Annotated in this window: 16 protein-coding genes; 3 read left to right on the top strand and 13 right to left on the bottom strand. The window is 64.9% G+C overall.

Translation table 11 applies throughout. The features are described from left to right. Window positions 1-100: 100 nt before the first annotated feature. Entirely contained in the window at window positions 101-4,081 is a 3,981-nt protein-coding gene (locus IPM18_01340; GenBank protein MBK9118235.1) for a PQQ-binding-like beta-propeller repeat protein, read from the bottom strand. A 799-nt stretch (window positions 4,082-4,880) separates the two neighbouring features. Between IPM18_01340 and IPM18_01335 the strand changes: the two genes are divergently transcribed. Further along, on the top strand, window positions 4,881-5,159 hold the full coding sequence (locus tag IPM18_01335; GenBank protein ID MBK9118234.1) for a hypothetical protein: 279 nt from the start codon (window positions 4,881-4,883) through the stop codon (window positions 5,157-5,159). Window positions 5,160-5,235: 76 nt separating this feature from the next. On the opposite strand, the gene IPM18_01330 is transcribed toward IPM18_01335, so the two are convergent. From IPM18_01330 to IPM18_01320, 3 genes are all read right to left on the bottom strand, one after another. Continuing rightward, window positions 5,236-7,002, bottom strand: coding sequence for a hypothetical protein (locus IPM18_01330; protein MBK9118233.1), 1,767 nt, complete (start codon window positions 7,000-7,002; stop codon window positions 5,236-5,238). A gap of 413 nt (window positions 7,003-7,415) precedes the next feature. Then, window positions 7,416-7,706 carry a 30S ribosomal protein S20 gene (gene rpsT / locus IPM18_01325; protein ID MBK9118232.1) on the bottom strand — a complete coding sequence of 97 codons (291 nt, stop codon included), beginning with the start codon at window positions 7,704-7,706 and terminating at the stop codon, window positions 7,416-7,418. Window positions 7,707-7,730: 24 nt separating this feature from the next. Then, a complete protein-coding gene (locus IPM18_01320) occupies window positions 7,731-9,200 on the bottom strand; it encodes a hypothetical protein (protein MBK9118231.1) in 1,470 nt (489 codons plus the stop codon). A gap of 265 nt (window positions 9,201-9,465) precedes the next feature. Between IPM18_01320 and IPM18_01315 the strand changes: the two genes are divergently transcribed. Continuing rightward, window positions 9,466-9,900, top strand: coding sequence for a response regulator (locus IPM18_01315; GenBank protein MBK9118230.1), 435 nt, complete (start codon window positions 9,466-9,468; stop codon window positions 9,898-9,900). Between the two features lie 131 nt (window positions 9,901-10,031). Here IPM18_01315 and IPM18_01310 read toward each other — a convergent pair whose 3' ends face one another. The 6 genes from IPM18_01310 to pgmB all read right to left on the bottom strand — a co-directional run bounded on the left by IPM18_01310 (window position 10,032) and on the right by pgmB (window position 20,428). After that, window positions 10,032-10,949, bottom strand: a complete 918-nt coding sequence (locus tag IPM18_01310) for a hypothetical protein (GenBank protein MBK9118229.1) — start codon at window positions 10,947-10,949, stop codon at window positions 10,032-10,034. A 117-nt stretch (window positions 10,950-11,066) separates the two neighbouring features. Then, window positions 11,067-12,890: a hypothetical protein gene (locus IPM18_01305; protein MBK9118228.1), complete on the bottom strand. Its 1,824-nt coding sequence runs from the start codon at window positions 12,888-12,890 to the stop codon at window positions 11,067-11,069. After that, complete coding sequence (locus IPM18_01300) at window positions 12,850-14,043, bottom strand: hypothetical protein (GenBank protein MBK9118227.1); 1,194 nt, start codon at window positions 14,041-14,043, stop codon at window positions 12,850-12,852. The genes IPM18_01305 and IPM18_01300 overlap by 41 nt, the downstream gene beginning before the upstream one ends. 380 nt (window positions 14,044-14,423) lie before the next feature. Next, a complete protein-coding gene (locus tag IPM18_01295) occupies window positions 14,424-18,593 on the bottom strand; it encodes a hypothetical protein (GenBank protein ID MBK9118226.1) in 4,170 nt (1,389 codons plus the stop codon). A gap of 92 nt (window positions 18,594-18,685) precedes the next feature. Continuing rightward, on the bottom strand, window positions 18,686-19,642 hold the full coding sequence (locus IPM18_01290; protein ID MBK9118225.1) for a hypothetical protein: 957 nt from the start codon (window positions 19,640-19,642) through the stop codon (window positions 18,686-18,688). A gap of 99 nt (window positions 19,643-19,741) precedes the next feature. After that, window positions 19,742-20,428: a beta-phosphoglucomutase gene (gene pgmB, locus IPM18_01285; protein MBK9118224.1), complete on the bottom strand. Its 687-nt coding sequence runs from the start codon at window positions 20,426-20,428 to the stop codon at window positions 19,742-19,744. Between the two features lie 519 nt (window positions 20,429-20,947). Here pgmB and IPM18_01280 point away from each other — a divergent pair. Continuing rightward, window positions 20,948-21,904 carry a sigma-70 family RNA polymerase sigma factor gene (locus tag IPM18_01280; protein MBK9118223.1) on the top strand — a complete coding sequence of 319 codons (957 nt, stop codon included), beginning with the start codon at window positions 20,948-20,950 and terminating at the stop codon, window positions 21,902-21,904. 131 nt (window positions 21,905-22,035) lie between these two features. Here IPM18_01280 and IPM18_01275 read toward each other — a convergent pair whose 3' ends face one another. From IPM18_01275 to IPM18_01265, 3 genes are all read right to left on the bottom strand, one after another. Next, complete coding sequence (locus tag IPM18_01275; GenBank protein ID MBK9118222.1) at window positions 22,036-22,434, bottom strand: hypothetical protein; 399 nt, start codon at window positions 22,432-22,434, stop codon at window positions 22,036-22,038. Between the two features lie 85 nt (window positions 22,435-22,519). Beyond that, complete coding sequence (locus tag IPM18_01270) at window positions 22,520-23,851, bottom strand: B12-binding domain-containing radical SAM protein (protein ID MBK9118221.1); 1,332 nt, start codon at window positions 23,849-23,851, stop codon at window positions 22,520-22,522. Continuing rightward, window positions 23,848-24,225: a hypothetical protein gene (locus IPM18_01265; GenBank protein MBK9118220.1), complete on the bottom strand. Its 378-nt coding sequence runs from the start codon at window positions 24,223-24,225 to the stop codon at window positions 23,848-23,850. Before IPM18_01265 ends, IPM18_01270 begins: the two co-directional genes overlap by 4 nt. Window positions 24,226-24,245: the final 20 nt, after the last annotated feature.

Here is a 24,245-nt window from a genome sequence, read left to right as displayed (position 1 = left end):
AACAAAACAGCAGGCCGGTGGTGTGTCACCACCGGCCTGCCGTGTTTCACTTCACCTCACGCCCTGCGATTGCACAAGGCGTGTTGCGATGCGGTGACCCTTACGGGCACGTGCTGACGCACGGTGCCGGCGGGGCCTTCAGCAGCGCGATGAACGGCGAGATGTCGGCGAAGTTCACCGTACCGTCACCGTTTGCGTCGCTGTTGAGATACGGGCCGAAGCCGCCGCCGATGTTGCAGGTCCAGTTGCCTGCACTGCCGGCCTTGATCGCGGCGATGAACGGTGAGATGTCGGCGAAGTTGACCACGCCGTCACCGTTGGAGTCGCCCGGGCAGATCTGCGGGATGACCGTGCAGGTCGTGCCGTCACCCTGGTAGACACCGCCTGCCAGGTTGCACGCACCGGCCGTCAGCTCGGCGCAGGTGTTATCCGGGAATTCGCAGGCACCGGACGGCGGAACCGCGCCGACGAAGATCTCCAGATCGCGGAGATCCACGAAGTCGAGGGTGCTGCCGCCCCAGTTCGTGCCGTGGAAGTTCACGCGGACAACGCGTGCCGGGTTGAAGCCCGAATCGCTGAAGAAGGCCGTCACGGCCTCATTGGCCGCGCTCTCGACCAGACCTTCGACCGTCTTCCAGTTCGGATACTTGTCGGGGTCGTTGTGGAGATCCGGACCGTACAGCAGGCCGATGCAGCGCCGCAGGCCGTTCGCGTCGACGAGCGTCGCGAAGATCGCGGCGTCGTAGTACGGGCACGGCGGGGAAGCGCCTTCGCAATTCTCGGTCGGGCCGGCCCAGCCACCCTCACCCTGCGAGTAACGGGCGGTAAAGCGGACACGGGCACCCGGGTGGGACAGGTCGACCTGGCCGAAGCACGCATTCGGCAAGCTCACGCTGGCCGCATGGAACCACTGGCCGGAGCCGAAACCAGACCGGATTTCGACCTGGGTGTAAGCGAAGATGCCTTCATCCACAAAGAACGGACCGTCTGCGGCCTGGCCGCTGTTCACCGAGAACTGCGACGGCACCGGCCGGAAGATTGCATCCCACTCACCACCGAAGCCGAAGTTGATCTGGTTGTCCATCGCGATTTCAACCGGCAGCGGGTTGGCGCCGTTGATCGTGATACGGACGGTGTCCGAGCCGGTAGCACACTGGTCGTCGATGGCGACCAGCGTGAAGTCGTACACGCCGTGCATCAGGGCGACGGTGGGGCTCTGCTGATTCGAGATCTCGACACCGGCCAGACGCCAGCTCCAAGCCGTGATGTTGCCGGCCGCGCTGCCCGTAAGCTGCACGTCGATTGGTGCACAATTCGGCTTGTTGATGGTCTGGTCGTTGCCCGCGTTCACCACGATGGGCGGCGGCGGGGGTTCGGTGCTCCAGAGCACGTTCGTCGGATTCGCCGTGGGCGATTCCGCACTCGACGCACCCTGCTTGATGTACACCTCGCCATCATGGAAGGTGGCGGCTGTGCCGACGGTGCTGAAATCGGGCAACTGGTCGGCCTTCCACCAGCCGTCCGCGATGTCGTACACCGCGTAGATCCGGTTGGACGTGCCGGCGAAGCCCTCCAGACCCGTGTCGTTGGCGCCCACGATGTAGAAGAGGCCGCCTTCGTCACCGACGAGGCCCTTCCAGTTCGGAGGCAGCGCGGCCAGCGCGGAGCCCTCACCCGGAGCATACGGCAGCGGGCCGAGGTCCTGGGCAGGCAGGCGCTTGTTGGTCTCGAAGTTCGTCCAGATGGCGCCCGGGCCACCATCGGTGCAGTTGTCCGGCGTGCCACCGATCGTGCCCAGCCACAGGTTCAGGTTGGCCGTGACCAGGTTGGCAGGGTCGAACCGGTAGAGCCGGTCACCCGTGCCGCGCGGCAGGGCCGGCGACTGGTCGTTCTTGATCGAGTAGACCCAGCCATCGGCGCCGACGGCGAGCTGCACGACGCGGCTGTGCCACCAGGCCGTCTCGCCGAGCAGCGAGTCCTTTGCACTGGTGCGAGCCACGATGTAGTCGTCGAGGTTGTTGACACCGATCACGCAGGTCGGGCCACCGAGGTTGGTGTCCTGGGCGTGCCGGTTGCCGATCAGCATGCCGTTCGCGATGACCCAGCCGGTTTGCATGCCGGAGCGTCCGCCGCGCGGCGTCCAGGTGTTCGTATTCAGGTCGTACGTCACGAGGACCGTCTGGGTGTCGGGCACGGTGCCTGCACCACAGACCCACGGCGTCGCGGAGGCGTCGATGTTCCGCACCGTGATGATCACGTTGTTCGTCGGGTCATACGCCATGCCACCGCTGTGCTGCTCGCCGAGCATGGTGCCCGGGGCCGTGGCAAGCTCTTCCCACGGCGCGTTGCAGCCGCCCGTGGTGCGGAAGAGCTGACCAGTGCCATGGTTCAGGTAGTACAGGTACGTGCCGTCCGAGCGCAGCGAGTTGTTACGCGCATGTCCCACAACCGGGGTCGTGAGCTGCGTGAACTCGAGGCCCACCGGCAGGAAGTCGGTCACCGTGATGGTGAACGGATCGGGGAGACTGATCAGGCCGTCATTGTCGATGACGGTCAGCGAGCCGTTGATCGTCGTGTTCGCCGGCAGCGTGGTCGTGATGACCGCGTTGGGCGAAGTGACGATGCCCGCCGCACCGAGGTTCCAGCGATACGCTTCGATCACGCCGTCCGCATCGGTGCTGGCGCTGCCGTCGAGAACGACGGGGAAGCCGCCCGGCACGCTGGCGGGGACGTTGGCCGCGCTCGCGACCGGCGGGACGCTGCCCGCGGCGCTGAACTTGAACAGGCCGTTGTTGCCGAGCTGGTAGACGGCGCCGGTCTCATCGATCGCCGACGCGGAGCCGCCAAAGCCTTCGGCGGCGCCGATCGGACGGATCGAGCGGATCATGGCGCTGCTGCCGAGATCCTCGATGCCGTACATCGTGGACGAGCCCTGGCTGACGGGATAGATGAACGTCCGGCCGGTGGCCGTGTTGTGCGCGCCACTCATGTAGGTGAGTTCGCCGGTTTCGCCAACGTTGAACTGCCAGGCGACCTGGTAGCTGCCGCCGAGGTCATCGACGGCGACGACGATGCCGCCGGCGCAGGCCAGGTAGACACGGTTGATGACGCCGCCCTGGTTGCGGTTGACGACGACGGGGCTGGCGATATTCGCGTTCACCGCGGCATCGTTTCGCGAGAGCGACCAGGCAAGGCCCGAGCCGTCCGTGCGGACCGCGTGCAGGGCTGGCGCGCCGCCGTCCTGGGCGGTGTTGAAGTACATGCGCGTGCCGTCGGCGCTGAGCGCGCCCTGGCCGTTCCAGCCGACCGTGGCCGGTGCGAGCGAGGTGCTCGACTCGACCGTCGCCGAGGTGCCGTCATCACGGATGATGTGCACTGTCGTCGGCAGGTTGTTCATATACGCGATGCGCTGCTTGCCATCCTGGCCGACCCACAGCGGGCCAAACTGCACGAGGATGGACTGTCCCGGAACGGCCACCGTCCAACGGTGCGCGCCGGTGTCGGCGTTGAACGCGGACAGGTGGAAGGGACCGTTGCCCGACTCCGCCTGGCGGACCGACGCGTAGAGCGTCTGCGCGCCGCCGGTCAGGACCGAGCTCAGGTGGATGCTGCGGAAGTTTTCCGTCCGCGTCGGATCATCCATCTGGTACAGCGGCGTGGTAAACGCCGGTGTGCCGACCGCATTGAGGTCATACGCCTTTACGGTCTGACCATCCGGAACAAAGACGCGGTTCGTCGTCACCAGCGGGCCCGCGCGGAAGTTGCCGCCGACCGGGATCTGGTGGACGAGTGCGCCCGTGGTCCGATCAATGACGTTGAGATTGCCGGCGCCATTCGGCCGGTAGAAGGCGTAGCCGTTATCCGATAGCACTACGCCGCCGTTGCTGCCAACGCCGATCGCACCGACAAACCAGTCGATGCGGCCGGCCGGCCCGCCAAGAGTTGCATTGCTGACCGCCTTTGTTGTTCCGCGCCCGCCGCCAACGGCTGGCCAAACGCTGGAATTCAAATCGGCGAAAGCAATGCCGGCGCAACACAGTACGCCGACAAGGCCTGCCCATCTTGCCCTACACAACATCATGCGTCCTCCTTTGTCTGGCCCTCGACCAGAAACCGGAACAGGGATCGGGGCGAAAGCTGAGTGAAAACTCGGGGAAGAGAGGGAAACGTTGAAATGAAACGGTTCTGAGCCGGGGCGAACCCGGCAACCGTGGCAGTCAAACTGACCGGTCGCTCGGTGGAGCAAGGCGCACCCTTCTGACCTGCCGCCGTTGGACGCCGCCGCGCACGCGTCCGCGCTCGGCGCAGACGCTCCAGACTTGATCGGTACCACGGCGCATCCGCTTGATGTGCGAAGGTCTGATAGGCCTCCACGTCGCGGGCGCCGTGCGGCGAACGTGCCTCACAGCAGGGTGTCGCGTTTCGCTTCTCTCGGACGCCATCGCACCAACCTGTTGAGCCGGTGCCGATAGCAACTCCGTTACAACTACGTTCCTTTATACTTGACCTTTCGACCCGAATCAACATCGACCTCCGCGAATCCGCCGACAGACCGCCAATGGGCGACCGGCCGGCGCGCGTGCGTACACACTTCTCTCGGCGTTTGCGCGCACGAACGCACACGAATTCGCGGTGCTGCGCCGATCGTCCCGATAATCTTGTGTCTGCGCACCGCCGCGCGCCCATCCGGACCGGTCACGTCCGGTAACGATGCGCAGCAGTAAGTCCGAGTCGGTATGCAGTCCCCGACGGGGCCGGGCTGATTTGTGCAGCGCAGATTTTGCCACCGGCACCGATCTTTCACACACTTCCCGTGAAGGACCTGCTCTGGTGGGAGACGACGGCTTCCGATCGGCCCAGCGCCGGATCGGAGAGCAGCCATGATCGGACAAACGCTGCCGCCAGTCACCGCACTGCCGGTGGCCACCACACCACATCTGCCGACGCGTTCACCGCCGGAAGTTCGGACCGTGGAGCGCTCCGCGGAAACAACGCGGGTGCGTCCCGAAGGTGGACCACCGCACGGAGTGCACCAGCCGTCCTTGCAGAACCTGGTGCGCTCGGCACAGGCGTTCGCCAACGTGTTGGCGCACACCGGTAACGTCTACGTCGCTTCGACGGTCAGTGGATTTCGGGTGCCCCTCGACGTGTACGCGTAGCGTTGTGCAGCCAGTTGACGGATTCAGTGCGTAACCCGGCGACAGCGCGGCGCGCTGCTGGGTCGCCGCGAGGTGGCTAGGCCACGCTCAGCACACGCCGGTGCGTACAGGCACGGCGCACCGCTGGGAACACGAAGCGCTCGGCGACCACATCCCAACTCATGGACCGCGCCAGGTCATAACCGAGCTGCTGCAGGCGGGCGCGCTGCCCCGGCTCGCGCGGTAGTCGTTCGTTCAATTCGTGCGCGAGCTGCTCGGCCAGTTTCGCCTCCACTTCGCGCCGCTCGGCGGCGCCGAGCGTGACCGCATCCCGCACCGCTCGAGGCCGCCGCACCAGGTCGATGTAGTTCGCGAGCAGCACATTGCCGGCCCGCCTGGCCCCCAGCGCCATCTTGACGAAACCGGCACACCCGCACGACGTGCTGACGAGGCAGATGCCGCCGTAAGTGAGCGGCTCGAGTGGCGAGATCCCGAATGGCTCGTAAAGACTCAGGCCAAATTCCGCATCGGTGCCGCGCCGCAGATCGAGGAATGTCACGTCTTCAGGCACGCGCTGCCCGCACAGCGCCCGCTCAAAGCCGAACTGGTTGAGGTACACGATCTTGATCTGACGGGCGCGGGCGTTGAAGGACTGCACCCAGCGGTAGTACTCGGCTTCGCCCCCGGTCAGGTCCGGCTCGCCTTCGCGGTGCGCCAGCGGCCAGTCCCACTCCTGCTCCATGCGGAGGATCTGTTCCGCCGGTCGCCGCGGAAGTTCCGTCGAAAGCGCCAGCAGGACCGCTGTCTCGCCAGTCGCGCGGAAGCGTTCGTCGAGCGCCAGCAGGACATCGATGTCGCGCCAGAGCGCCTTGCTGCGCGCCAAGCGCGTCACGCGGGTAAAGATCCAGTCGGGCTGCCAGCCCAGCAGTGCCTTGAGGTACTGGCCGAGCCGCGCCCGGCTACGCGTCCGCTCGTCCTGGTTGCTCGAACTGGCGGGGATCCCGTTGTAGCACAAGGTGATGTCGGCGTCGTCGAAGTGTGGGCTGATGAAGCGCAACTCGTCCACGACGTGGTGCCCGACGGCCAGGATGCCATCGCAATGCCGGGCCGCTTCGACCACAGCGTGCTTGAAATAATCGTCCTGCGGCCCAAAGACCTGCTCAAGGTACAGCCCGCTCTTGCGCCCCAGCTTCATGGCATTGTAGAACATCACGTCGTGCCCGGCGTGCCGCTCCACCAGCCGACGCACGGTCGCGACTTCATGCGCATAGAAAAGCGTGCGGTACCGATCCGGCTGTGCGGCCTGCAACGCAAGGGCCGTCGGCACCCCCATGAACTCGTGTGCGAACACCACGGCCGGCACATCCGTGGTGCCCAGCTTCAACGCCTGCAAAGCGGCTACGGCCGGCGCCGCCAGTTGCACATACTGCTCGTAGTCCCAGATGTGCTCATAGGGGTCGGAGCGCAGCCCGAAGTGTTCCCACAACAGCCCCTTGGTTGCATTCACGCGCGCCCGGTGAATCCCGCGCAGGTCGATCAGGAGCACCTCGACGATCGTACGCCGCGCCGTAGGTTCGTCCTCGATCGGACGCCGCCCGTAGGCGATCCGCACACCGAATTCGTTCTCGACCTGCCGCAGGGCCGACGCAAACGGCCCGTCGTAGAGGTGGTCGAGCGAGGAGTATTCCAGCACCCCGCCGGGCCCGAACCGCGCTACGTTCTCCGGATAAAAGAGCGGGCAGACGAGCACCGTGCGGCCGACACCGTCCCGATAGGGCCGGCTGTTGATCAGGCCTTCGAGAACGGTTCCGATGCCACCAACTTTGTAGACCGCCTCGTGCGTAATGTGAATGGCGTTAAACATGGTGGCCGAGTGCCCTTCCGTCGCTGGATACCCGGCACAACCGTGATCGTCGAGAGGGACGGCTCCCGGAGCCGCACAACCATCGCCGGAGCGACGCTGACAGATGCTATCACGAAACCGAGTGTATCCCCACCCGGTGTCTGGCTCAACGGTCTATTGTGGCAGTGTCTGAGAACCCGCCCACTTGGAATGCCGCGCAGGTAAGGAAGGGGTGGAGCCAGGATGGGCGCAATCGGCATCTGGTTGAGCGAAACTCAACTGCACCGAGGCACCACGGGAAGAGATCCCCATACCCCACTCGAATAGGGGGGGAAAGGCGGGAGATGGGCATTCATCAGGTAACTGCCCCCCCGCCCCCTCCCTGCAAGGGAGGGGCGTATCTACTGCCCACCGCGTAACGACCCGATCCGGCGCTAGGCCGAGGGGGCTGCGGCCGCCCGCTGCTTCAGTTCATTCAGCTTGCGCATGAGGCGACTCTTGCGGCGAGCGGCGGCATTCCGGTGCACCGTATTACGGGAGCCCTCGCGATCGAGAACCAGGCAGGCCGCGCGGATCGCTTTTTCGGCCGCATCGACGGTACCGTGCAGGACCTGTTCCTGGCAGTCGCGCAGCTTGGACCGCACGGTACTGCGGCGGGCCCGGTTAATGGCGCGGCGCTTGCTGTTCTGCCGGATGCGCTTCTTGGCGGAAAGGGAATGAGCCACAGATTTACCTCGCTGGGGGGTCGTTTAGTTACTCTTGTTGAGTGTTTCCAGACGCTTGCGGGCGTCGCCGTCCATGAAATTGTAATCCTGCCGCAGCAGTTTTCCGAACGCGTCTTTGGCACCGGCCACATCTCCGGCCGCTTCACACGCCCGGCCAAGCCAATAGAGCAGTTCTTTGCTGTGGTCGTCCGTCAACTCGTAGGCATCCGCGGCCTCGCGCAGTACGTCACGGGCCTGCTGGGCATTGTCCTTGGCCAGGAACGCCTGTCCCATGTAGAGCTGGCACTTGTGCCGTGCCCGGGGGTCGGCCTGCGCTGCTTGCAGCATGGGAATCGCTTCGTCGAAGCGCTCGGCCTCGAACAGTGTCCGTCCGAGCTGGTACTTGAGCCGCAGGTCAGTTGGATACTCGCGGACGCGTTCTTCGAAGACTTCCAGGGCCGTTTCGCGCTGCTCGAGAGCCGCAAGCCGGGCCTGCTGAGCATCATCTTCATGGCCGGACGATCTCGCCCGGTCCCGTAATGTGCGGACCTGCCGCGTCAACTGCCGCAGGCGAATATCGTCGGCCTTGAACTTGTGCGCGTAGTTGCGGCTTTCTTCGTACTGCTTGAGCAATACGGAGACGGCCTCATCTTCGTACTTCTTCCGCTCCGATCGCACCAGCGTATCGACGAAGGCGTTGAGCCGCGGAACCGAGGTCGGATCGGCTTCCCACTCCTTCCGGCGGGTGTCCACCACTGAGGCGAGCGTCTCATCGGCCTGTTGGCTACGGTCCTGATCGTGCAAGAGCTTCTGCGAGTCAGCGTCGCGGAGTGATTCACGAAACGTATCGGCGCCCTCGTACTTACCGCGGGCGATCGCCAGCTTCCCCGCCAGCTCGCGCTGTTCACCGCGCAGCTCTTCATCGGCCGGTGTCCGGGCGATCAGGTATTCCAGTGCTTCGACGGCCTGCGTCAACAAAAAAGTTTCGCTCGGATTGTCGCCGCGGCTGCTGGCGAGGGCCGCGGCCTCGACGAGCACGTCGCGGAAGGTCTTGAACTTGGCCTTGTTGGGCTTCTTCTCCTTGCGAAGGGCTTCGAAGACCACGGGGGCCGCGAACTTGGCGGTTTCGATGAGGCCCGCTTTGACCGCATTCTTGAGCAGGCCCTCGGCGTAGGTGCCGTTGAAAGGGTCCATGCTCAGGAGTTTCTCGGCATTCAACAGGGCCTTGACCGCATCGCGACCAGACATCGAGGATTTCATACTGTCCATGAATGAGGGCTTCTTGCCACCCGCCTGTGCCCGCTGCACGGACAGCGAACGCAGCGGCATGTGGCCCTCTTCCACCGCTTCGGACCAGAACCACAGGCCAATGAGATAACACTCGATGGCGTAATCGTAGTTACGCTTTTCCCGGAGCTCACCGGCCCGCTTGAACCACTGCCGGGCTTTGGATTTATCGCCCTCGCTGACGGTGGGGGCGGCGGTCGGATTGTCGCGGTCTTCTGCTTTGGCCATATCGTGGCGATCGGGGCGGTCGTTTTGTGAATCCCTCGCCGCCAGCGCAACGCGGGCGCGTGACGGTCTAGGCCGAGTCCAGCAAGTATAACGGATTCGCCCGCCACGTAAACCCCGGCCCAACTGTCCGGGTGTCCACGTCGGATACCCCTGGGCGGGGGGACGGCCGAGCGGTCCGTCCGCCCGTCGGCTGCTGAACGCGCGGTTTGCAATCCCGGCCGGGGCGCGGGAAACTCCCTGTTTCCTCCAGCATGGGAGTGAACAGATGCAGCCAGCCACCGGTCGCGACAAGGTACTGATCGCCGACGACAACCCACAGATCCTCGAATTGCTCGAGGCCTACCTGGAACCGCTCGGACTGGAGGTGCAGGTGGCCGGGGACGGGGAGGCAGCCCTGGCAGCGGTGGAGCAGAGCCCCCCGGACCTGATTCTGCTGGACATCATGATGCCGAAACGGAGTGGCTTCGAGGTTTGCCGGTTGTTGAAGGATGATCCGCGTTACCGCGACATCGCGGTAATCATGGTAACGGCACTGAACGAGGTGGGCGATCTGGAACGGGCACGCGAGTGCGGGGCCGACGATTACCTGAGCAAGCCAGTCAACAAGATCGAACTCCTGGATCGCGTGCAGAACCTGCTAAAGCTGAGGGCGCTCAAGCGCGGCTCGCGGCGGGAGTCTGGCAGCGAAGGCGGGGTGTAGCGGAATCGAACGTAAGTGAGGTGGGGGAGTCGTTTGCGAACTGCCGGCGATGAACTGGTCGCAGGTCAGTGACCATGTGAGAGGGGTGCGAGACGATCGTCCGCTCCGGTCTTGTGCTCGCATGCCCGCAGTCACACGCCGCCAGGCTCCACCGCCACGAACCGCACCCAATCGGACGGCAGGCCCGCGCTCTTCAGCCGCACGCGCCACAATTCGACATCCGATCGCAAGGTGCCGCGTGTTCGGATGCTGAGGGGTGCGATTGAATTCTGCGCGTGTGTGTGTCGCAGGATGTCGAGCAGGTCCTCGGGTGGGCAGTAACGACCCTCCAGATGCGCATCGCCGAGCGCGTCGAGCTCCACCGCGGGGTGCAGTGCCGCTGCAGCGCGGATGCGCAACCGCACCGGGGTACCCTCCGGTGGGACCGCGGGTGTATGCACCTCTGCCCATAGGGCGCCGTAGCGACTGGGGAAGCGGCGCGAGTAGGCGATCAAGCTGTCGGGGAAATCCACCAAGGCAATCCCGACGCCGCTGCGCTGCGCCGCGAGGTCGCCGTCCGAAAGCCGCAAGGAACCGGCGAAAATCCAAGGACGCGGAAGCGGTGTGCGCCCGTACTCCACGGCGCGCAGCCATTCGTAGGCATCGGCCTCGTGCTCCACGCCATCGGCCTGCCACCTTACGAGGAGGTCGAGGCGCGCACCAGAGGGATCGTCGAAGCGTCCGGCGGCCTCGTTCCAGCGGGGCGGATTGCCCGGTTCCAAACCGACCAGTCCGAGGGCGAGAAAGACGTGCAGCGCGGCCGCCTCGAACCGCAGGATGCTCTCGTGCTCCTTGCCCGGCCAGCAGGCGAAGAATTCGAGCGGTCCGGAACGGAGCACGACCCGCGTCTCAACCTCAACGGTCTGCGCCGTCCAGTCAATCCACACACCCGGCTGGAATGGCCGAAGTGTGGCCGGTGGTGTTGCAGCCGCCGTGGAGGGGATTGTGTCCGGGGGACTGGGGAGTAAAGCGCCCGCACCGAGAACGACGAACAGCAGGCCGGAACTCATGTCAACTCCGTTGGGAGCGCGGGCCCATGACGGGTCGCAGGCGAAAAGCACACGCCCGCTGCCGAAACCGGCAACGGGCGTGCATCCGCAACTCCTCAAATCGGCTAGCGGACGGTTTTACAGGGGCGCCCGCGTCAGCGTCGGGAAGGCGTCGTCCTCGGCCTCCTGCTGGATGATGATCTTCGACTTCACCAGGATCAACAGGGTGCGCGTGTCCTTGACCAGCGTCTGGTTTGAAAAGGCACGCTTCAGCACGGGGATCTTGCTCAGAATAGGTACACCGGCATCGACTTCGACCTCACCGACCTGCTTCAGCCCGCCCAGCAGCACGGTACCTCCGTCGGGAATCGACACGGTCGTTTGGACGACAGCGAAAGACGTTTCGGGCAGCAGGATGAACGCCCCAGGGGAGTTACCACTGGCGCGCTGCACTTCAAACCGTTCAAACGTCGGCTCATCGCGCTGCTGCACGCGGAGCGAAAGTGTCACGTACTTGCGGTCCGCGCTGATGATCGCCTCGACCCAGATCGACACGCCCGCTTCGGCTTCTTCAATTTCCGGCTCGAAACCGACCGCACCTTCGGCCAGACTCGGCCGCAGACTCGCGACGTACGAGCGACTTCGACCAACGGCAATGGTAGAGGCCTGGCCGTTAAAGAGCACGAGGCGGGGGGCCTGCACGATGCTGGAGCGTTGATTGGCCTGCGTAGCGCGGATCAGGAAGTCCACCTGGAGGTTGTCAAGGAAGGAGCCCGCAATGCTCAGGGCCGGGGACAGGGCAGCGGCCGAAGCAAAGGAGCCCGGTACGCCGGTGCCGATGGTCGGCGTCACCAGCGCGAGCGAATTCTGCTGCGCCGTGATCGGCGTCATGGAGCTGATTTGCGGCAGGATGCCGGTGCCGGTGGGTACAAAACCGGCCTGCCCGTAGGGCTGCTGGGGAATGGTGCCGATGTTGAGCGGCACGCCGAAGTTGGGCACGGCCGGAATCACGCCCGAGCGTGAGAATCCGCGCGGGATCAGGGTGACGGCGCCCGTGGCGGGATCGGTGATCACCCCGCCGGTGGGTCCGATGGCCGGGTCAAAGCCCGCGCTGCCCTGGTTGAAGACGAAGTCAAGATCGACACCGAACTCCTCGAGGAAGTTGGCGACGACGTTCAGGAAGCGTGTCTCGACGCTGACCTGCAAGGCCCTTGAGGCCCGTAGCTGCGAGAGCAAGTCCGCAACCTGGCGATGGGCATCCGATGTATTGTAAACGATCAACTGGCCGCTGAGGTCGCGGATGGAACCATCGCCGCCACCGGTTTCGCGCCAGGAATCCGGCTCAACGGTCTGCCGGATGATGTCCATGATTTGCTGAACGAGAGCCCCACCCGGGCCGCCGCCGTATGGATCCTGGTCATCCTGACCCTGGTCCTGCTGCTGGTTGCCCTGGCCGAACATGCCACCGCCGCCGCCACCGCCGCCGCCCTGGCCGAGACCCTGGGTCACGTCGAAACCCTGATCCTGTCGGGCACGCGGAAGACGCACAAGCAGATCGCGAATGTCGTAGATCAGCACGAGCTTGTCGCGGTCGAGTTTTTCCTTTGTGGCAATCCGCAAGAGGCCGTCGGCCACGGTGAAAGCCACCGGGGTATCGCGACCGACCTGCGAAAGAACCTGCCGCAGCACCTGGCGGAAAGACACGTTGCTGAGCTGAAGAGTGATTGGCGCATCGCGTTCGATGCCGGCGTCAACTAGGTCCTGCCACTCGACGACGAGGTTGACCTTGGTGAGCTCGCCCAGGAAGTCCATCACCTGCTCAAAAGGCGTCTCGGCGAAGCGTACCTCCGGCAACTGAAGGTCGAGTTGGCGATTCAGCTCGACATCTTCGAGGTCCTGGCCGGTGCTGACGCCGAGAGCGTCACGCCGCGCGGAAAGCGCGAGCCAGTTGCTCGGGTACATGACATCGACATCCCATGGAATGAGGGCGTCTTCCGCGGTCTGGAGGGCCGAGGGGCTGCTGCCGTCCGAGATCCCGCTGCCAGCGGTCCTGACGGGCGACCGAAGCCAGGGTCTCAGCCCACTTGAGCTGCATCTGCGCTTCGATGCTGGTCGGATCGATGACGAGCACCTGCCGCAGTACGTCGGCCGCCTCGTCGAAGCGGCGCTCGGCGCGGAGCTGCTCGGCCGAGGTCAGCAACTGGGCGACCTTTTCGTCGCGGGCACGCCGTTGGGCCTCGGCCCGAATCCGCACACGCTCTGCGACTTCTTCCTGGGTCTGGACGTTCTGTTCCTGCTGGAACTGGCGGGCGCTGCGATCGACCTCGTCGCGCAGGGCCACAATGGCAGCGCGGGCGTCTTCGTACTTCGAGAGTGGATCGGCATAGCGAGCGCTTTGCTCGATGGCCTGCAAGGCCGTAACAACATGCCGCCGGGCGGATTCGAAGTCCTTCCCGGCCATGGCCGTGCGGGCGTTCGCTGCTTCACGCTCGGCTGCCGCCACCGCCCGTTGCCAGAGCAGATCGTTGCGCAAACGCATTTCGTCTGCGGGAGTTGAGAGCGGGCGTGGGGCATCCGGCGGTGAGAGGGTGGGCGGCACGACGTCGGCGATCGGTGCATCATCTGCGGGAGTGACGGGCTCATCCGCCGGTTCATCCACCGGTGCCGGGGGTTCCAAAGTGCCGGTTGGCTTTGCAGCGTCGGCCAGGCGCTGCTTTTCGGTGATGCGTGCGGCCTGCACCTCGATGTGCTCGCTTTGGCTCCGGGGCGCATAGCGGTTAGCCCGGACGCTCTCATACAGCGCGAGCGCGGCCGCCCACTCTCCGGCCTCGTAAGCCGCATCCGCAGCCGCGAGATCCTGAGCGGCTTTTTCAGCGCCCTGAATCGCCAAGGGGAGCTCCTGCAAGAGGTTCTCCAGCTTCTGCTGGGCCTCCGCGGAGAGCTCTTCCCGCTGCACGGTCAGAGCGACCTCCTGAGCCGCCGTATACTCTTGTTTCTCGAACAGGTCGAGCGCGACCTGCAACTGTTCGCCATCGTCCGCGGCTGCGGCCAACGGGACGACGGCCACCGCCGCGACCAGCACGGCGACCTTCCAGAAGCGCACCACCTCTGACATCTGGATCTCCTTACGTTGCAGGTACCGGCCGCAGTCGTGCGGCCAGCCCGTCACCCGGGCACCTCCAGGCGCTTGCTCCAGGCGACCATCCACACACACCGAGCCACACACAACCGGTCGGGATGGATGAAACGTATGAGGCCGATTTTGGGCGTACCTTGTGTGGCTCCCACCGGTTCGCCGGTTTGGGCGGAGTCTAGCCCGCCGAGGATCGGGACGCAATAACATGCCACCGTGTAACTGACGCTGGGACGCCGAAAAAGTTCCCGCAGCGATACGGGATCCGCAGGTCGACGAAATTCCGTCAGTGAATCGCCTTGATTCGTGAGGGGTATTCGCGGCTCACGCCTGAGCGGGGTTCGCACTCCCCTTCGGACGGGCTACGGAACTTCCTCAACGAGCAATCGCAAATCGCCGGGGTCCGTTCGTACCTGGAACGTACCGTTGTCGTTCGTGCCGGCGGGTGTCGGCAAGGCACAGTCCCCCGGCCGTACCACCGCGAGAACATACTCCCACTCGTAATTGTGACTTGGGCCGGGGCGCACGACAAAAGTCAAGGCATCGCCATCGTCAGGGCCACGTTGCCAATTCGAACGGCCGCCGGCGGGCAGGAACGACGCGGGCTGACAGGTTGCGGGCACCCGCTGGCGCCAGCGGAGTTCACCGGTGATCGCCGCGGCATCGACCTGCTCGATCACATGCAGCAACTGCCCCGGTCGCAGAACCATGCCGGGGCGCCAGGTCTCCTGTCGCCAAACGCGGGGAGTGCTCGACCCCAAGGGCTGCTCGAGCCGCGTACCGAAATCATCGTCGGTGCGGTGGCCTGTGCCGCCCCCATTCGTCTGTGGCGTACGGACGATGATGGTCCGAAAAACGGTAACCGCAGCCGTGTCAGGTGTCGGAACCGCCTCCGGGAGAACAGCGACGGCGGCGGCCTGTGCTGTGGCCAGCAATTCGCCTGAGGTGTCGGCCCCGGTGTAGACGGAGGCGCTCACGTCACCCTCGGTCGCAGCTTCTGCGACGAAACGCAGCAGCACGCGCGCCTCGGAAGACGCAGCTAACTGCAATGGGATCACAAGGGGGGCACGCTCGACAGTAACCCAAGGTTCGTCCGCCACGCGGTAGGCGTCGATCCGCAAGCCCGGCGGGGTTGTGATCGTACTGGTGGACTTGATGGCGTCCGAACGTTCGTTCAGGATCTCCATGGTGCCGAGAGCCCGATCGCCAACCGTCAGCGGAGTCGGCAGCGCTAGTTCGAGGTGTACGCGTCCAGGTGTGGCCAGCAGCGCTTCCGCCACACTCGCACCGCCGAGCGGATCCAGCGCGACAACCTGCAGGCGGAAGTGACCGCGGTAGTGCGGTTCTGGCACATGCAGATTCGCTGAACCATTCTTAAGGCGGGTGATCTCGTGCCAGAGCGGGGTTCCCGCGAAGAAGGTCTCTCGCAAGGTCGTGTCGAGCAACAGCTCGGGGTCGACTTGCTGTGTGTCGGCCCCGTCCGCAGGCAGGATGGCCTCATGGGGACCACCCATTTCTAACTGTGCCCGGACGAGTTGCTCGTGTGGCGCCACGAAGCCGTACGCCGCACCGCTCTGTCGACCGTCATCGAGGCGGGCATACACGGGCGTGTCGTCGGGGGGGAACGTGCCGTCCGGCCGCGTGAGGCGGATCTGTACGGCCGATCCGGGCCAGGGTTCGTTCGCCGGTTGAAGCTGAAGTTCAAGCCGGTGCGCGGCGGAAGGTTCACAACGCACGGTTGCCACGAGGGATGGGCGCTCCAAGCCGGTGAAGAACAGGCACCGAGTGGGGCGCAACGCGTTGTGCGCCACAGGCAGCCACAAGTCAGCGTCGCCGGTGGGCGTGTACACCGTTGCAAACGCAAGCGGATCGCCGTCCTCTACAACGACGAGCCATGGGCCGACCGTGGCGCCACGGATGCGAATCCGTACGGCTGATTCGCCATCGATGAAGGTGCGCTCAGCGCTGAACTGAGGTGCCTGCGCAGCGGGTGTCGCGAGTGCGGCAGGGGCGACTTCAAACGTATCCTCCGCGACGAGCGGCGGTCCCGACACGCGCTCGATACGCATGCTGGCGGTATAGCTTCCAGGTGCAGCCGGGGACCAGGGACCAGTGGCGAGCCCGCCTTCATGCGGTCGCAGTGGCAGAGTTGCAACGACTGCATTGTCCAGTGTGATCGTGACAGCAGCCGGATCTTGACGAACAACTGGATCAACGCTGAACCAGCCGACGATGAAGTGCTGCCGCGGCGGGTGATCGGTGGGCACCCTCAACAACCAGGCATGGCCATTCGGATCACCGCCATGCACGGCATGGGTGGACCAGGTGTTTTGGTGGCCGGACCAGTCGTTCGCACTGGCCCGGAGACTGTAGGCGACCGGGGTAAGGTAACTGCCGAACTCCGGTTCCGCCGCCCGCAGGGCCTCCGGCGAGAACTCGAACGGTAGTCGACCACGGGCATCGCCCCAATCCGCCTGGCGCAGGACGGCAGCGACCAGCCCCGGATTCGGCGGGCCGCTCTCGGGCAGATGCAGGGCATGCACTTGCACATCCATTCGGAGGTGGGCCGCGGGCGTGCCCCAGGCATAGGCGGCCGTCATCGTGCCCTTGAGCGGTGTCAGGAATCCTGCGGAGTGTGGAGGGGTAGAGATGCGCACGCGCAAGGGGGATTCGTGCGAAGTGGCAACGGCCGCGGTGACGCGCCCCAGGGGGTTCGGCAGGACACGGCCATCCTGGCGCAGGGTGAAGCGCAGGTGCGAGCGCTCCCATTCCGCGTCGACCGGGAGATCGAACTGGAAGATGCCGTCGGGCTCTGCCAGGAGCGGGAGATCCAGCACGATGTCATCCAGCGCGTTGGTGGCGATCAGGTCGAGTTGCAGGTCTGGCAGTTCCGCATGACCGAGCGGAGGGAGCAATTGCCCTGCGAGGCGCAGTCGTCCGTCCGCCGACACCACGCCTGGCGCGGAGGCGAGCGCTGCGTAGGGCACGGGTGAGCCGGAGACACGTTGGCGGTCAAGAGTGCCCCGCAAAAGCGCAATGTCTGTGCCGCGCTGGAGCAGTGCCAGCCAGCGCTTGTCGGTGAGCACGCCGGCGTCGCCGGGAATCGGCATACGCAAAGATTCTCCGGCGGTGCTGTACTCGGTAGGGAAAAGCGACCGTTGCAGCCAGAAGCGCAGCTCGAGCGGCGTCGGAGTTGTGCTCGATTGACCGGAGGGGGGTGCCCAGAACAGCAGGTGGCGCGCGCCAGTGAGGGCGAGGGGCCGCAGGGGCGTGGCAATGAGTAGGCGCTTGATTTCTACGGGGCGGCCGGCGCCGTCGGTGCCGGTAAGTGCGATCACGTAAGCGCCCCGCGAAAGCGTGAAGTGGGGCGAATCATCCCCGCTGCCAAGTTCGAACCAGCGGTACGGAGCCGCATCCGGCACGGTGTGCGACCAGTGGTAAGCCAGCGAGCCCGCCGTCGGCAGGGTGCTCTCGTCACCGCGCTGCTGCGGATCTGCGAGCCAAGTGGCGAGATCAAACTGCCGCACTTCGAGCGTGAGGGTATGGCAACCACGCGCCCGCACGACGGGGTAGACGGGCTCGCCGGGCAGGACGTCGGGCGGGATGTGCAGTGCCACCGCCGGCCGTGCAAGCTGGTGAATCTGGCGGTCCGCTGCACGACCCGCCTCGGGCGGGGCGTTGCGAGACAACCAACCATAGAGTGTCAGGGCTTCCGCCACGCGATCCGTCTTGACGAAATGTTGTGCCAGGCACAACGCGGCGCGGGCGCTGGCCGGAGTCGGCGGGTCGGCGCTGGCGTGCTGTTGGAGCAGGTGTTCGGCTTCAGCGACGGTCCCCTGGGAAAAGTAATACTCGGCCAGGACGAGATCGAACTGTACGACCGTCTCGGCCAGCCCCGGCAGGGACCGCAGACGTTGGCCAATAAGTGCAAGCTGCGCGCGGCGCAGGGCGTCGGCCGCGGCGGAGCTGGCCGGAGGCCGAAGGGCGAAGCGTGGCGGTGTCTCGTGCCATTCATTGTGCAAGGACCAGGTCTCGGCCAGCGCCAGCAGGGCGGCCCCGAGCCGGGTCGTCTGTGCTGCGTGTTCGAAGCCCTCGGCCGCGAGCGACAGCCATTCCAGCGCGGGACCGGTTTCGGCCAGCGCTGCGAGCGCGATGCCCAGCGACAATTGACACTCCGCATCCTGCAGTACTCTCGGGTCCTCACCCGCAAGCTCGAACAACCGGGCGCGTCCCTCGACGCGGTCGGCCCGGGCGGGCATGCGCAACAGTGCCAGGGCCTCAAGCAGCGCGCCATCGAAACGCGCGGCGTGGCTGGCTTCACTGCTACGCAGCGCGGCGGCCGCCTGAAAAGCACCGGTGAAATCGTCGCTGCGGTACAGCAGCAGCGCGGGGGCGGCGGCGCGACTCCAGACGCGCGGTTGGGAGTCTTGCGACGCGGCCACAGGCAGATCGACCGCAAGCAACAGTACAGTGTAAAGCGCGCCGTGCGATACGCGCCTTCGTCGCAAGGAACCGATTGCGAAACCAGGCATGCAGTCTCCAATCCGCGGGGGCATTGCGCTCGTGGGCATGTCGGTGCGTAGGGAAGCACGACACACCGTGGACATTGTCACATAGGGGTCAACTACCGCAAGCGCACAAACCGCTCGACAGGCAGGCCGGTCGCGGCGGCCAGGGTGCGGATTTCTGTGATGAACCGCATGCCGTCAGTGTAGTAACCGGCAGTGGAGCGCAGTTCCGGCAAGTGCTGGTTCCAGTACGCATTGAACCTTGTCATCAGCAATTCGCGGAGGTACTTCGCCAGCATGCTGGCCAATGCGATCGACAGGTGGTGATTCTCGCCGCCGACACTGAAGTCGATCGTCCACGCTGCGGTACCACACGTCAGTCGGTAGGCACTACAGGCGTCGCCGGTGGCGAGCACGGCGAGGTGGTGTTCGGGGAAGGCCTGCATGAGCACCCGCCGATAGTCGCTCCGTCCGCCCAGGCGGTCGACATGAATGTACAGCGGTGTTGCGCCGGCGTACCGCCCAGCTTGGTCGATCAGCCGAAGTACGCTCTCCAGCAGTATTGCGGCCTTGTTACCCGTCTGCTCCACGCGCCGGTTGTAGTGGTCCTCCGGCATGACGGCGGCATGCAGCCCGACGCAGCGGTAATGAGCCGCGGCCATGGTGGACGCGAGGCGCTGGGCAATGCCCTCGTAGGCCGAGCCGTGTGGGTCAAGCGGCAGGGGCAGGGAGGTGAGCTCAGCGTACCACGGTAGTGCGGATCTACAGTGCGACCAGTTGGCGACTTCCTGGAGCAATTCGGCTGCGTTGGAAATCTGATGACCGGCAGCACGGGTGAAGGCGAGTACGCTGCGCTCCAACACACTGGGTCCGCGTTTGCGGTCGAAGACCTCCTTGGAGTCGGCCACGTGGAGCCGCGCGGCCGTACGGTCGGCCTTCTGTGAGACGGCGGCCGCGAGCCGTTCCCAGCCGTCTGCTTCTGGGGTGTCCGCCTCCCAAAGGGTGCTTGCGACCACCAGTGGGCCGAGCAGGGGGCCGTAGCCGGCCTCGTCAATGCCGAGGATGAACACCACGTCGAGGGTTTCTCCAACCCGTCACGCCGCAATTGCGTGCGGCGTTACCGAGTTACCGGAGTGTAGATCATCCGCGCGCCAGGGCAAACGACGACAGGGCTACGGCCGGACGAGCGCAAGCACGTGCTCAGGGTGGAGATCCCCGATGGTTGCGACGACGAGATCTGCGCCGGTCAGACGCTGAGGTGGACCGATACCAACAACCCGCATGCCCGCGGCGCGTCCGGCGGCCACACCCGCCGCAGCATCCTCAACCACCACACAATGGCAGGGAGGTACGTCGAGGGCCGTGGCGGCGGCCTGGAACACCTGGGGGTCGGGTTTTGAACGTTCCGCTTCGTTCGCATCGACCACGGTATCGAGCAGCGGCCGGAGACCGAGCCGGTCCAGTACCTGCCGGGCGTTCCGACTGGAGGATGCCACCGCGAGTCGCGCGCCGGCGGCGCGAAGGTTGGAGAGTAGTGTGGCAGCTCCGGGAAACGCGTCCTGCGGCCCCAACTTGTCGACGAGAGCGAGATAGGCGGCATTCTTCTGGTCCATCAGTCGATGCCGCTCCGTAGTGCTGAGCGTGTCGAAGTGGTCGCCCGCGAGGATCGCCAAACTGGCCGGTCGAGCCAGGCCGCGGAGGCGGTCGTTGACGGTCCGGTCAAAAGGGACGCCGAGTTCGGCGGCGACCGGGATCCAACTCCGATAGTGGAGTTCGGCCGTGTCGGTCAGGACTCCGTCCAGGTCAAAGATGACGGCGGGTGGCTGTAGTGGAGTCGTACTGGGAATGGGCTGGTTCAAGTGGTGCTTTCAAAAATATCTGAACTAATTCACTTGTTAAGGCAAACGCGAAAGGGGAGCAACAGCGTAATCGTGCTTCCAATACACTTTATTATGGGGCGTTGTTTTCAATGCTCCTGCCTGAGAATGCTGTTTGGGCGACGAAATCCGACACCCGACAGCCCGCAAATCTTGCGTATGGCTCAATCCACAGTACACTTGTAATCAGAACTCAAATGGTGCGGTAAGTACTGGGCCGCAGGGCCAGGGTAAACCCCGGCGCCGGTCGGTGGCAAATGTCGCTGTCAAGCACAAGCGACGTCACAGGGCCACAGCTTGTTTGGACACGGCGCGCCCGTCGAATCAGCGGACCATTGCGGGAATGCGGCTCGCGTGCAAGTGGTTTTTGAGGGAAACGGCGACCCGGAGGCAGGTTTCGTACGTAAAGGAAGGACACGGGCAGTCGGCGCGGGCGTTGCGGGCCGACTGGGATGGGATGCAGGACACCCGGTGTCGGTCTGGCAGGAATGGAAGGGTATCATGACGAAGGGCAACACGGCTACGCTCGCGACCCGCTCCACAACCATCGTACGGAAGCTGACGCCGGCGGCGAAGCTACCGGCCGCCGCGACCCTTCGGTGTTTCTCGGAGGACGAGTTGCAACGCCTGCAGCGCTGCTTGTCCGAGGTGATCGAGTGCGTCTGGCACCCGAGCTTTCGGCGATCGACGATGCCCGTGATCCATGAAGATGAGCCGCGTATCGGCGTGGTCAACGAATCCGGCCTGACCGAAGTGCTGACGGCCGCGCAGGAGCGGTACATCTTCCAGAAGTTCAATTACGCCCGACACCGGGTCATGCTGATCCTGCGGCGCTTCAAGGGGCAGCGCCTGACGAAGGCGGCGGCCCGGGAGCTGCTGAAGTGGGATGCCGTCACGCAAGCCGCCCGCACGGACATCGTGCGTTCGAACACTTCGCTGGTGCTGGCGATGGCGCGGCGCTCGCGGAACAATGGGGTCGAGCTGGGTGAGCTGGTGAGCGAGGGTAACCTCGCACTGCTGCGCTGTGTCGACAAGTTTGATGCGGCTCGCGGTTTCAAGTTCAGCACCTACGCATGCCGGGCCATCCTGGCGAGCTTCGCGCGGGCCGGGACGAAGGCGGCGCGGCACCGCTCGCAGTTTCCGACGCCGTACGACCCGGCGATGGAGCGAAGTGACTTCCTCGAAAAACGCCGCTCCCAAATCGAGCACGACTGTGTCGACGAGCTGAAGCGCATTCTGTTCGACAATTCGGCGGATCTGAGCCAGGTCGAGCGCAAAGTGCTGACGGCCCGGTTCTCGCTCGACGAGAGCGAGGAAAGTGCCGCGGGAAGGCGGAAGACGCTGGACCAGGTGGGCGACTTGCTCGGCGTGAGCAAGGAGCGCGTGCGGCAGATCCAGAATCAGGCCATGATCAAGCTGCGGGCCGTGCTGGAAGAACGGATGCTGGTCGCGTCGTAGGGTGGATGGGTGCTTGTGAACCTGGTAGACCCGCTGATGGTGAGAGACTCACCACGGCGGGTCTGTATTGCGCGCTGGGGCCGATCGAACAGGTGGTGTGATCTTTCGGGTCTGGTGGCCATTTGCAGCCATCAGGAAAGCGGCGTGTTCTTGCCGTGAAGAGCGCGGTAGGCGCCCGCAAACAGCAGCAGGAATACCAGGTCGAACAGCGCAAACGGCTTCCACATCCACGGGATTCCGGTCGTGAACCAGTGAAAAAAGACCACGCCGCAGAAGGCCGTTTTCAGCAGGATGCCATAGGGGATCAGGTTCAGGTTGCGCAGCGGGTCACGGGCAATGGCGCTGAACATGAGCGCGAACACAATCAGCAGTGCCGCCGGAAACTGGACGTAACCCGGGTGATTCGGCGGCGTGACGCCGGCATAGTCATAGACGGTGCCGGTCGCGAACAGGAAGGCCAAGCCGAGGATTCCGTCGTACACTGCCGCGATGCCGAAGAGCAGTGCGATCAGGGGTAAGCGAACGGCCATCGTGAAGTCTCCCTGGCGACCAGCGGCGGTCGCGTGTAACTGCGCCTTGGATGCATTGGAGCTGAGACTAGTGGCGCGACAGGTCTCAGGCGAGCGGCGCTCTGTGCGGTCGCCCCCGGGTCCGAAGCATGCGTTTGAAGTTGCTGCGTCGCCACGTCGTGAACTCGTCGCTGTAGAGATCGACGACGAGCTTCTTGAAGCCCGCATCGAGTTCTTCGACCGACATGCGCAGCGGGCGGTAGTTGATGTCAAAGAGCGTGCACTTCTTCCAGTTCGATGGTTCGAGCAGGCGGCCTTCCTGCTCCAGGCGAGCGTACAGCGGCGTACCGGGAAAGGGCGTCATGAGGGTGACCTGCACTTCATACAGACCCGTATCCCGCACGAACTCGGCGACCTGACCGAACGTGTCCGTCGTCTGCCCGTCGAGCCCGAGGACAAAACACCCGTTCACCGTGATGCCACGCGACTGGATGGCACGGATCGCATCCCGGTAGCGTGGGTAGCGTTTGCGCTTCCAGTCATTGCGCAGCTCAATCCCGCCAAGGCCGTCTTCGGTCGGGCTCTCGAGTCCGATCAGGATCTGCACACAGCCGGCCGCCTGCATGAGTCCCAGCAGCTCATCATCCTCGGCGACAGAGATATCGGTCTCGGTGAACCAGCGCAGGCCGCGGTCGGCAAGCAAGGGCAGCAGTTCCTTCCAATAGGTGCGGTGCACAAAACTGTTGTCGTCGGCCAGCTCGATGAAGGGTCGCGGCCAGAGCGCGCGTATCCGGTCGATTTCGGCGAGGACCCGGGCGATCGGTTTTTGCTTGTAACGCCGCGTGAGCAGGATCGAGCTGGCGCAGAAGTCGCAGTCATGCGGGCACCCCCGACTCGTCTGCACCGTAAGGCGGTTGTACCGCGGCAGGTCGAGCAGTTCGAATGCCGGTAGCGGTGCATCCGCAAGGTCGAAGGCCACGGCGCCGGCGTCGTAGCGCGGGCGCAGGCGGCCGTGTTCGGCGTCCGCCACGATCTGAGGCCAGGTGACCTCGCCTTCGCCGGTGACGACGACGTCACCATGTTCCGCGGCCTCGTCGGGGCGGGCAGTCACATGCAGTCCCCCAAGGACCGTGGGTACACCGAGGGCGCGAAAGCGTCGCGCCAAAGTGTAGGCCTCGTCGATCTGGGCGCTGAAACTTGAAATGGCAGCCAGATCCAGACCGGTGGGAAGTGCGGAAAGAGCGCGCCCATCCGGCACCTCATAATACTGCGTGCGATGGCGGGCTGGAGTCATGCCGGCAAGCGTGAGCAGGCCGAGACTCGGGAGTGAAGCAATGGTCTTACTGCGCTCGACGAAGCCCGGCAGCGTGAGCCCCAGTTCGAGCAATTCGGTGTTGCAGGCGCGAATGCCGCTCATGGCGAACAGGCCGATGTTCATAAGACCAGCATCCTCCACGTTACCAGACCGAGTCCGACGGTCGTGGTCAAGGCCGGGATGAAGAAGAGGTGGCGGCACTGAATCTTCCACGCCGAGAGGTAGCAGACTGTCGGCATGGTGGCGAGACCCACAAGCAGCAGCACAGAGGCCGCCTCGAGTCCGGTGTCGCGTGTAAGGGTCCGTGCCGTGAGGGCGAAGGCCAGGTTGAGCAGGCCCAGGCCGAAAAAGGAGATGTGTCCAAGCCGCAACATACGCCGCGGCCACGAATCGTACCCACCCAACCAGTCCGGACGGTGGAAAAAGAGGCCCGCGGTAATCCCCCCAGCGGCCCCGAGGAAGAACGCTAACCAGGCGGCCTGCAAGTTGATCAACATGTCAGCTCCCCGCGGAGTTT

The sequence above is a fragment of the Phycisphaerales bacterium genome (genome assembly GCA_016716475.1).
GTDB lineage: Bacteria > Planctomycetota > Phycisphaerae > UBA1845 > Fen-1342 > JADJWG01.
Note: the sequence above shows the minus strand (reverse complement) of the source record. Positions and strands in the feature narration are given on the sequence as shown.

Bases quoted from the DNA above. Each gene is read 5' to 3' on its own strand.
- IPM18_01335 (MBK9118234.1), top strand. From the start codon at position 4,881: ATGATCGGACAAACGCTGCCGCCAGTCACCGCACTGCCGGTGGCCACC.
- IPM18_01305 (MBK9118228.1), bottom strand. From the start codon at position 12,890: ATGTACCCGAGCAACTGGCTCGCGCTTTCCGCGCGGCGTGACGCTCTC.
- IPM18_01315 (MBK9118230.1), top strand. From the start codon at position 9,466: ATGCAGCCAGCCACCGGTCGCGACAAGGTACTGATCGCCGACGACAAC.
- IPM18_01265 (MBK9118220.1), bottom strand. From the start codon at position 24,225: ATGTTGATCAACTTGCAGGCCGCCTGGTTAGCGTTCTTCCTCGGGGCC.
- IPM18_01280 (MBK9118223.1), top strand. From the start codon at position 20,948: ATGACGAAGGGCAACACGGCTACGCTCGCGACCCGCTCCACAACCATC.
- IPM18_01275 (MBK9118222.1), bottom strand. From the start codon at position 22,434: ATGGCCGTTCGCTTACCCCTGATCGCACTGCTCTTCGGCATCGCGGCA.
- IPM18_01270 (MBK9118221.1), bottom strand. From the start codon at position 23,851: ATGAACATCGGCCTGTTCGCCATGAGCGGCATTCGCGCCTGCAACACC.
- IPM18_01330 (MBK9118233.1), bottom strand. From the start codon at position 7,002: ATGTTTAACGCCATTCACATTACGCACGAGGCGGTCTACAAAGTTGGT.
- IPM18_01340 (MBK9118235.1), bottom strand. From the start codon at position 4,081: ATGATGTTGTGTAGGGCAAGATGGGCAGGCCTTGTCGGCGTACTGTGT.
- IPM18_01320 (MBK9118231.1), bottom strand. From the start codon at position 9,200: ATGGCCAAAGCAGAAGACCGCGACAATCCGACCGCCGCCCCCACCGTC.
- IPM18_01300 (MBK9118227.1), bottom strand. From the start codon at position 14,043: ATGTCAGAGGTGGTGCGCTTCTGGAAGGTCGCCGTGCTGGTCGCGGCG.
- IPM18_01295 (MBK9118226.1), bottom strand. From the start codon at position 18,593: ATGCCTGGTTTCGCAATCGGTTCCTTGCGACGAAGGCGCGTATCGCAC.
- IPM18_01310 (MBK9118229.1), bottom strand. From the start codon at position 10,949: ATGAGTTCCGGCCTGCTGTTCGTCGTTCTCGGTGCGGGCGCTTTACTC.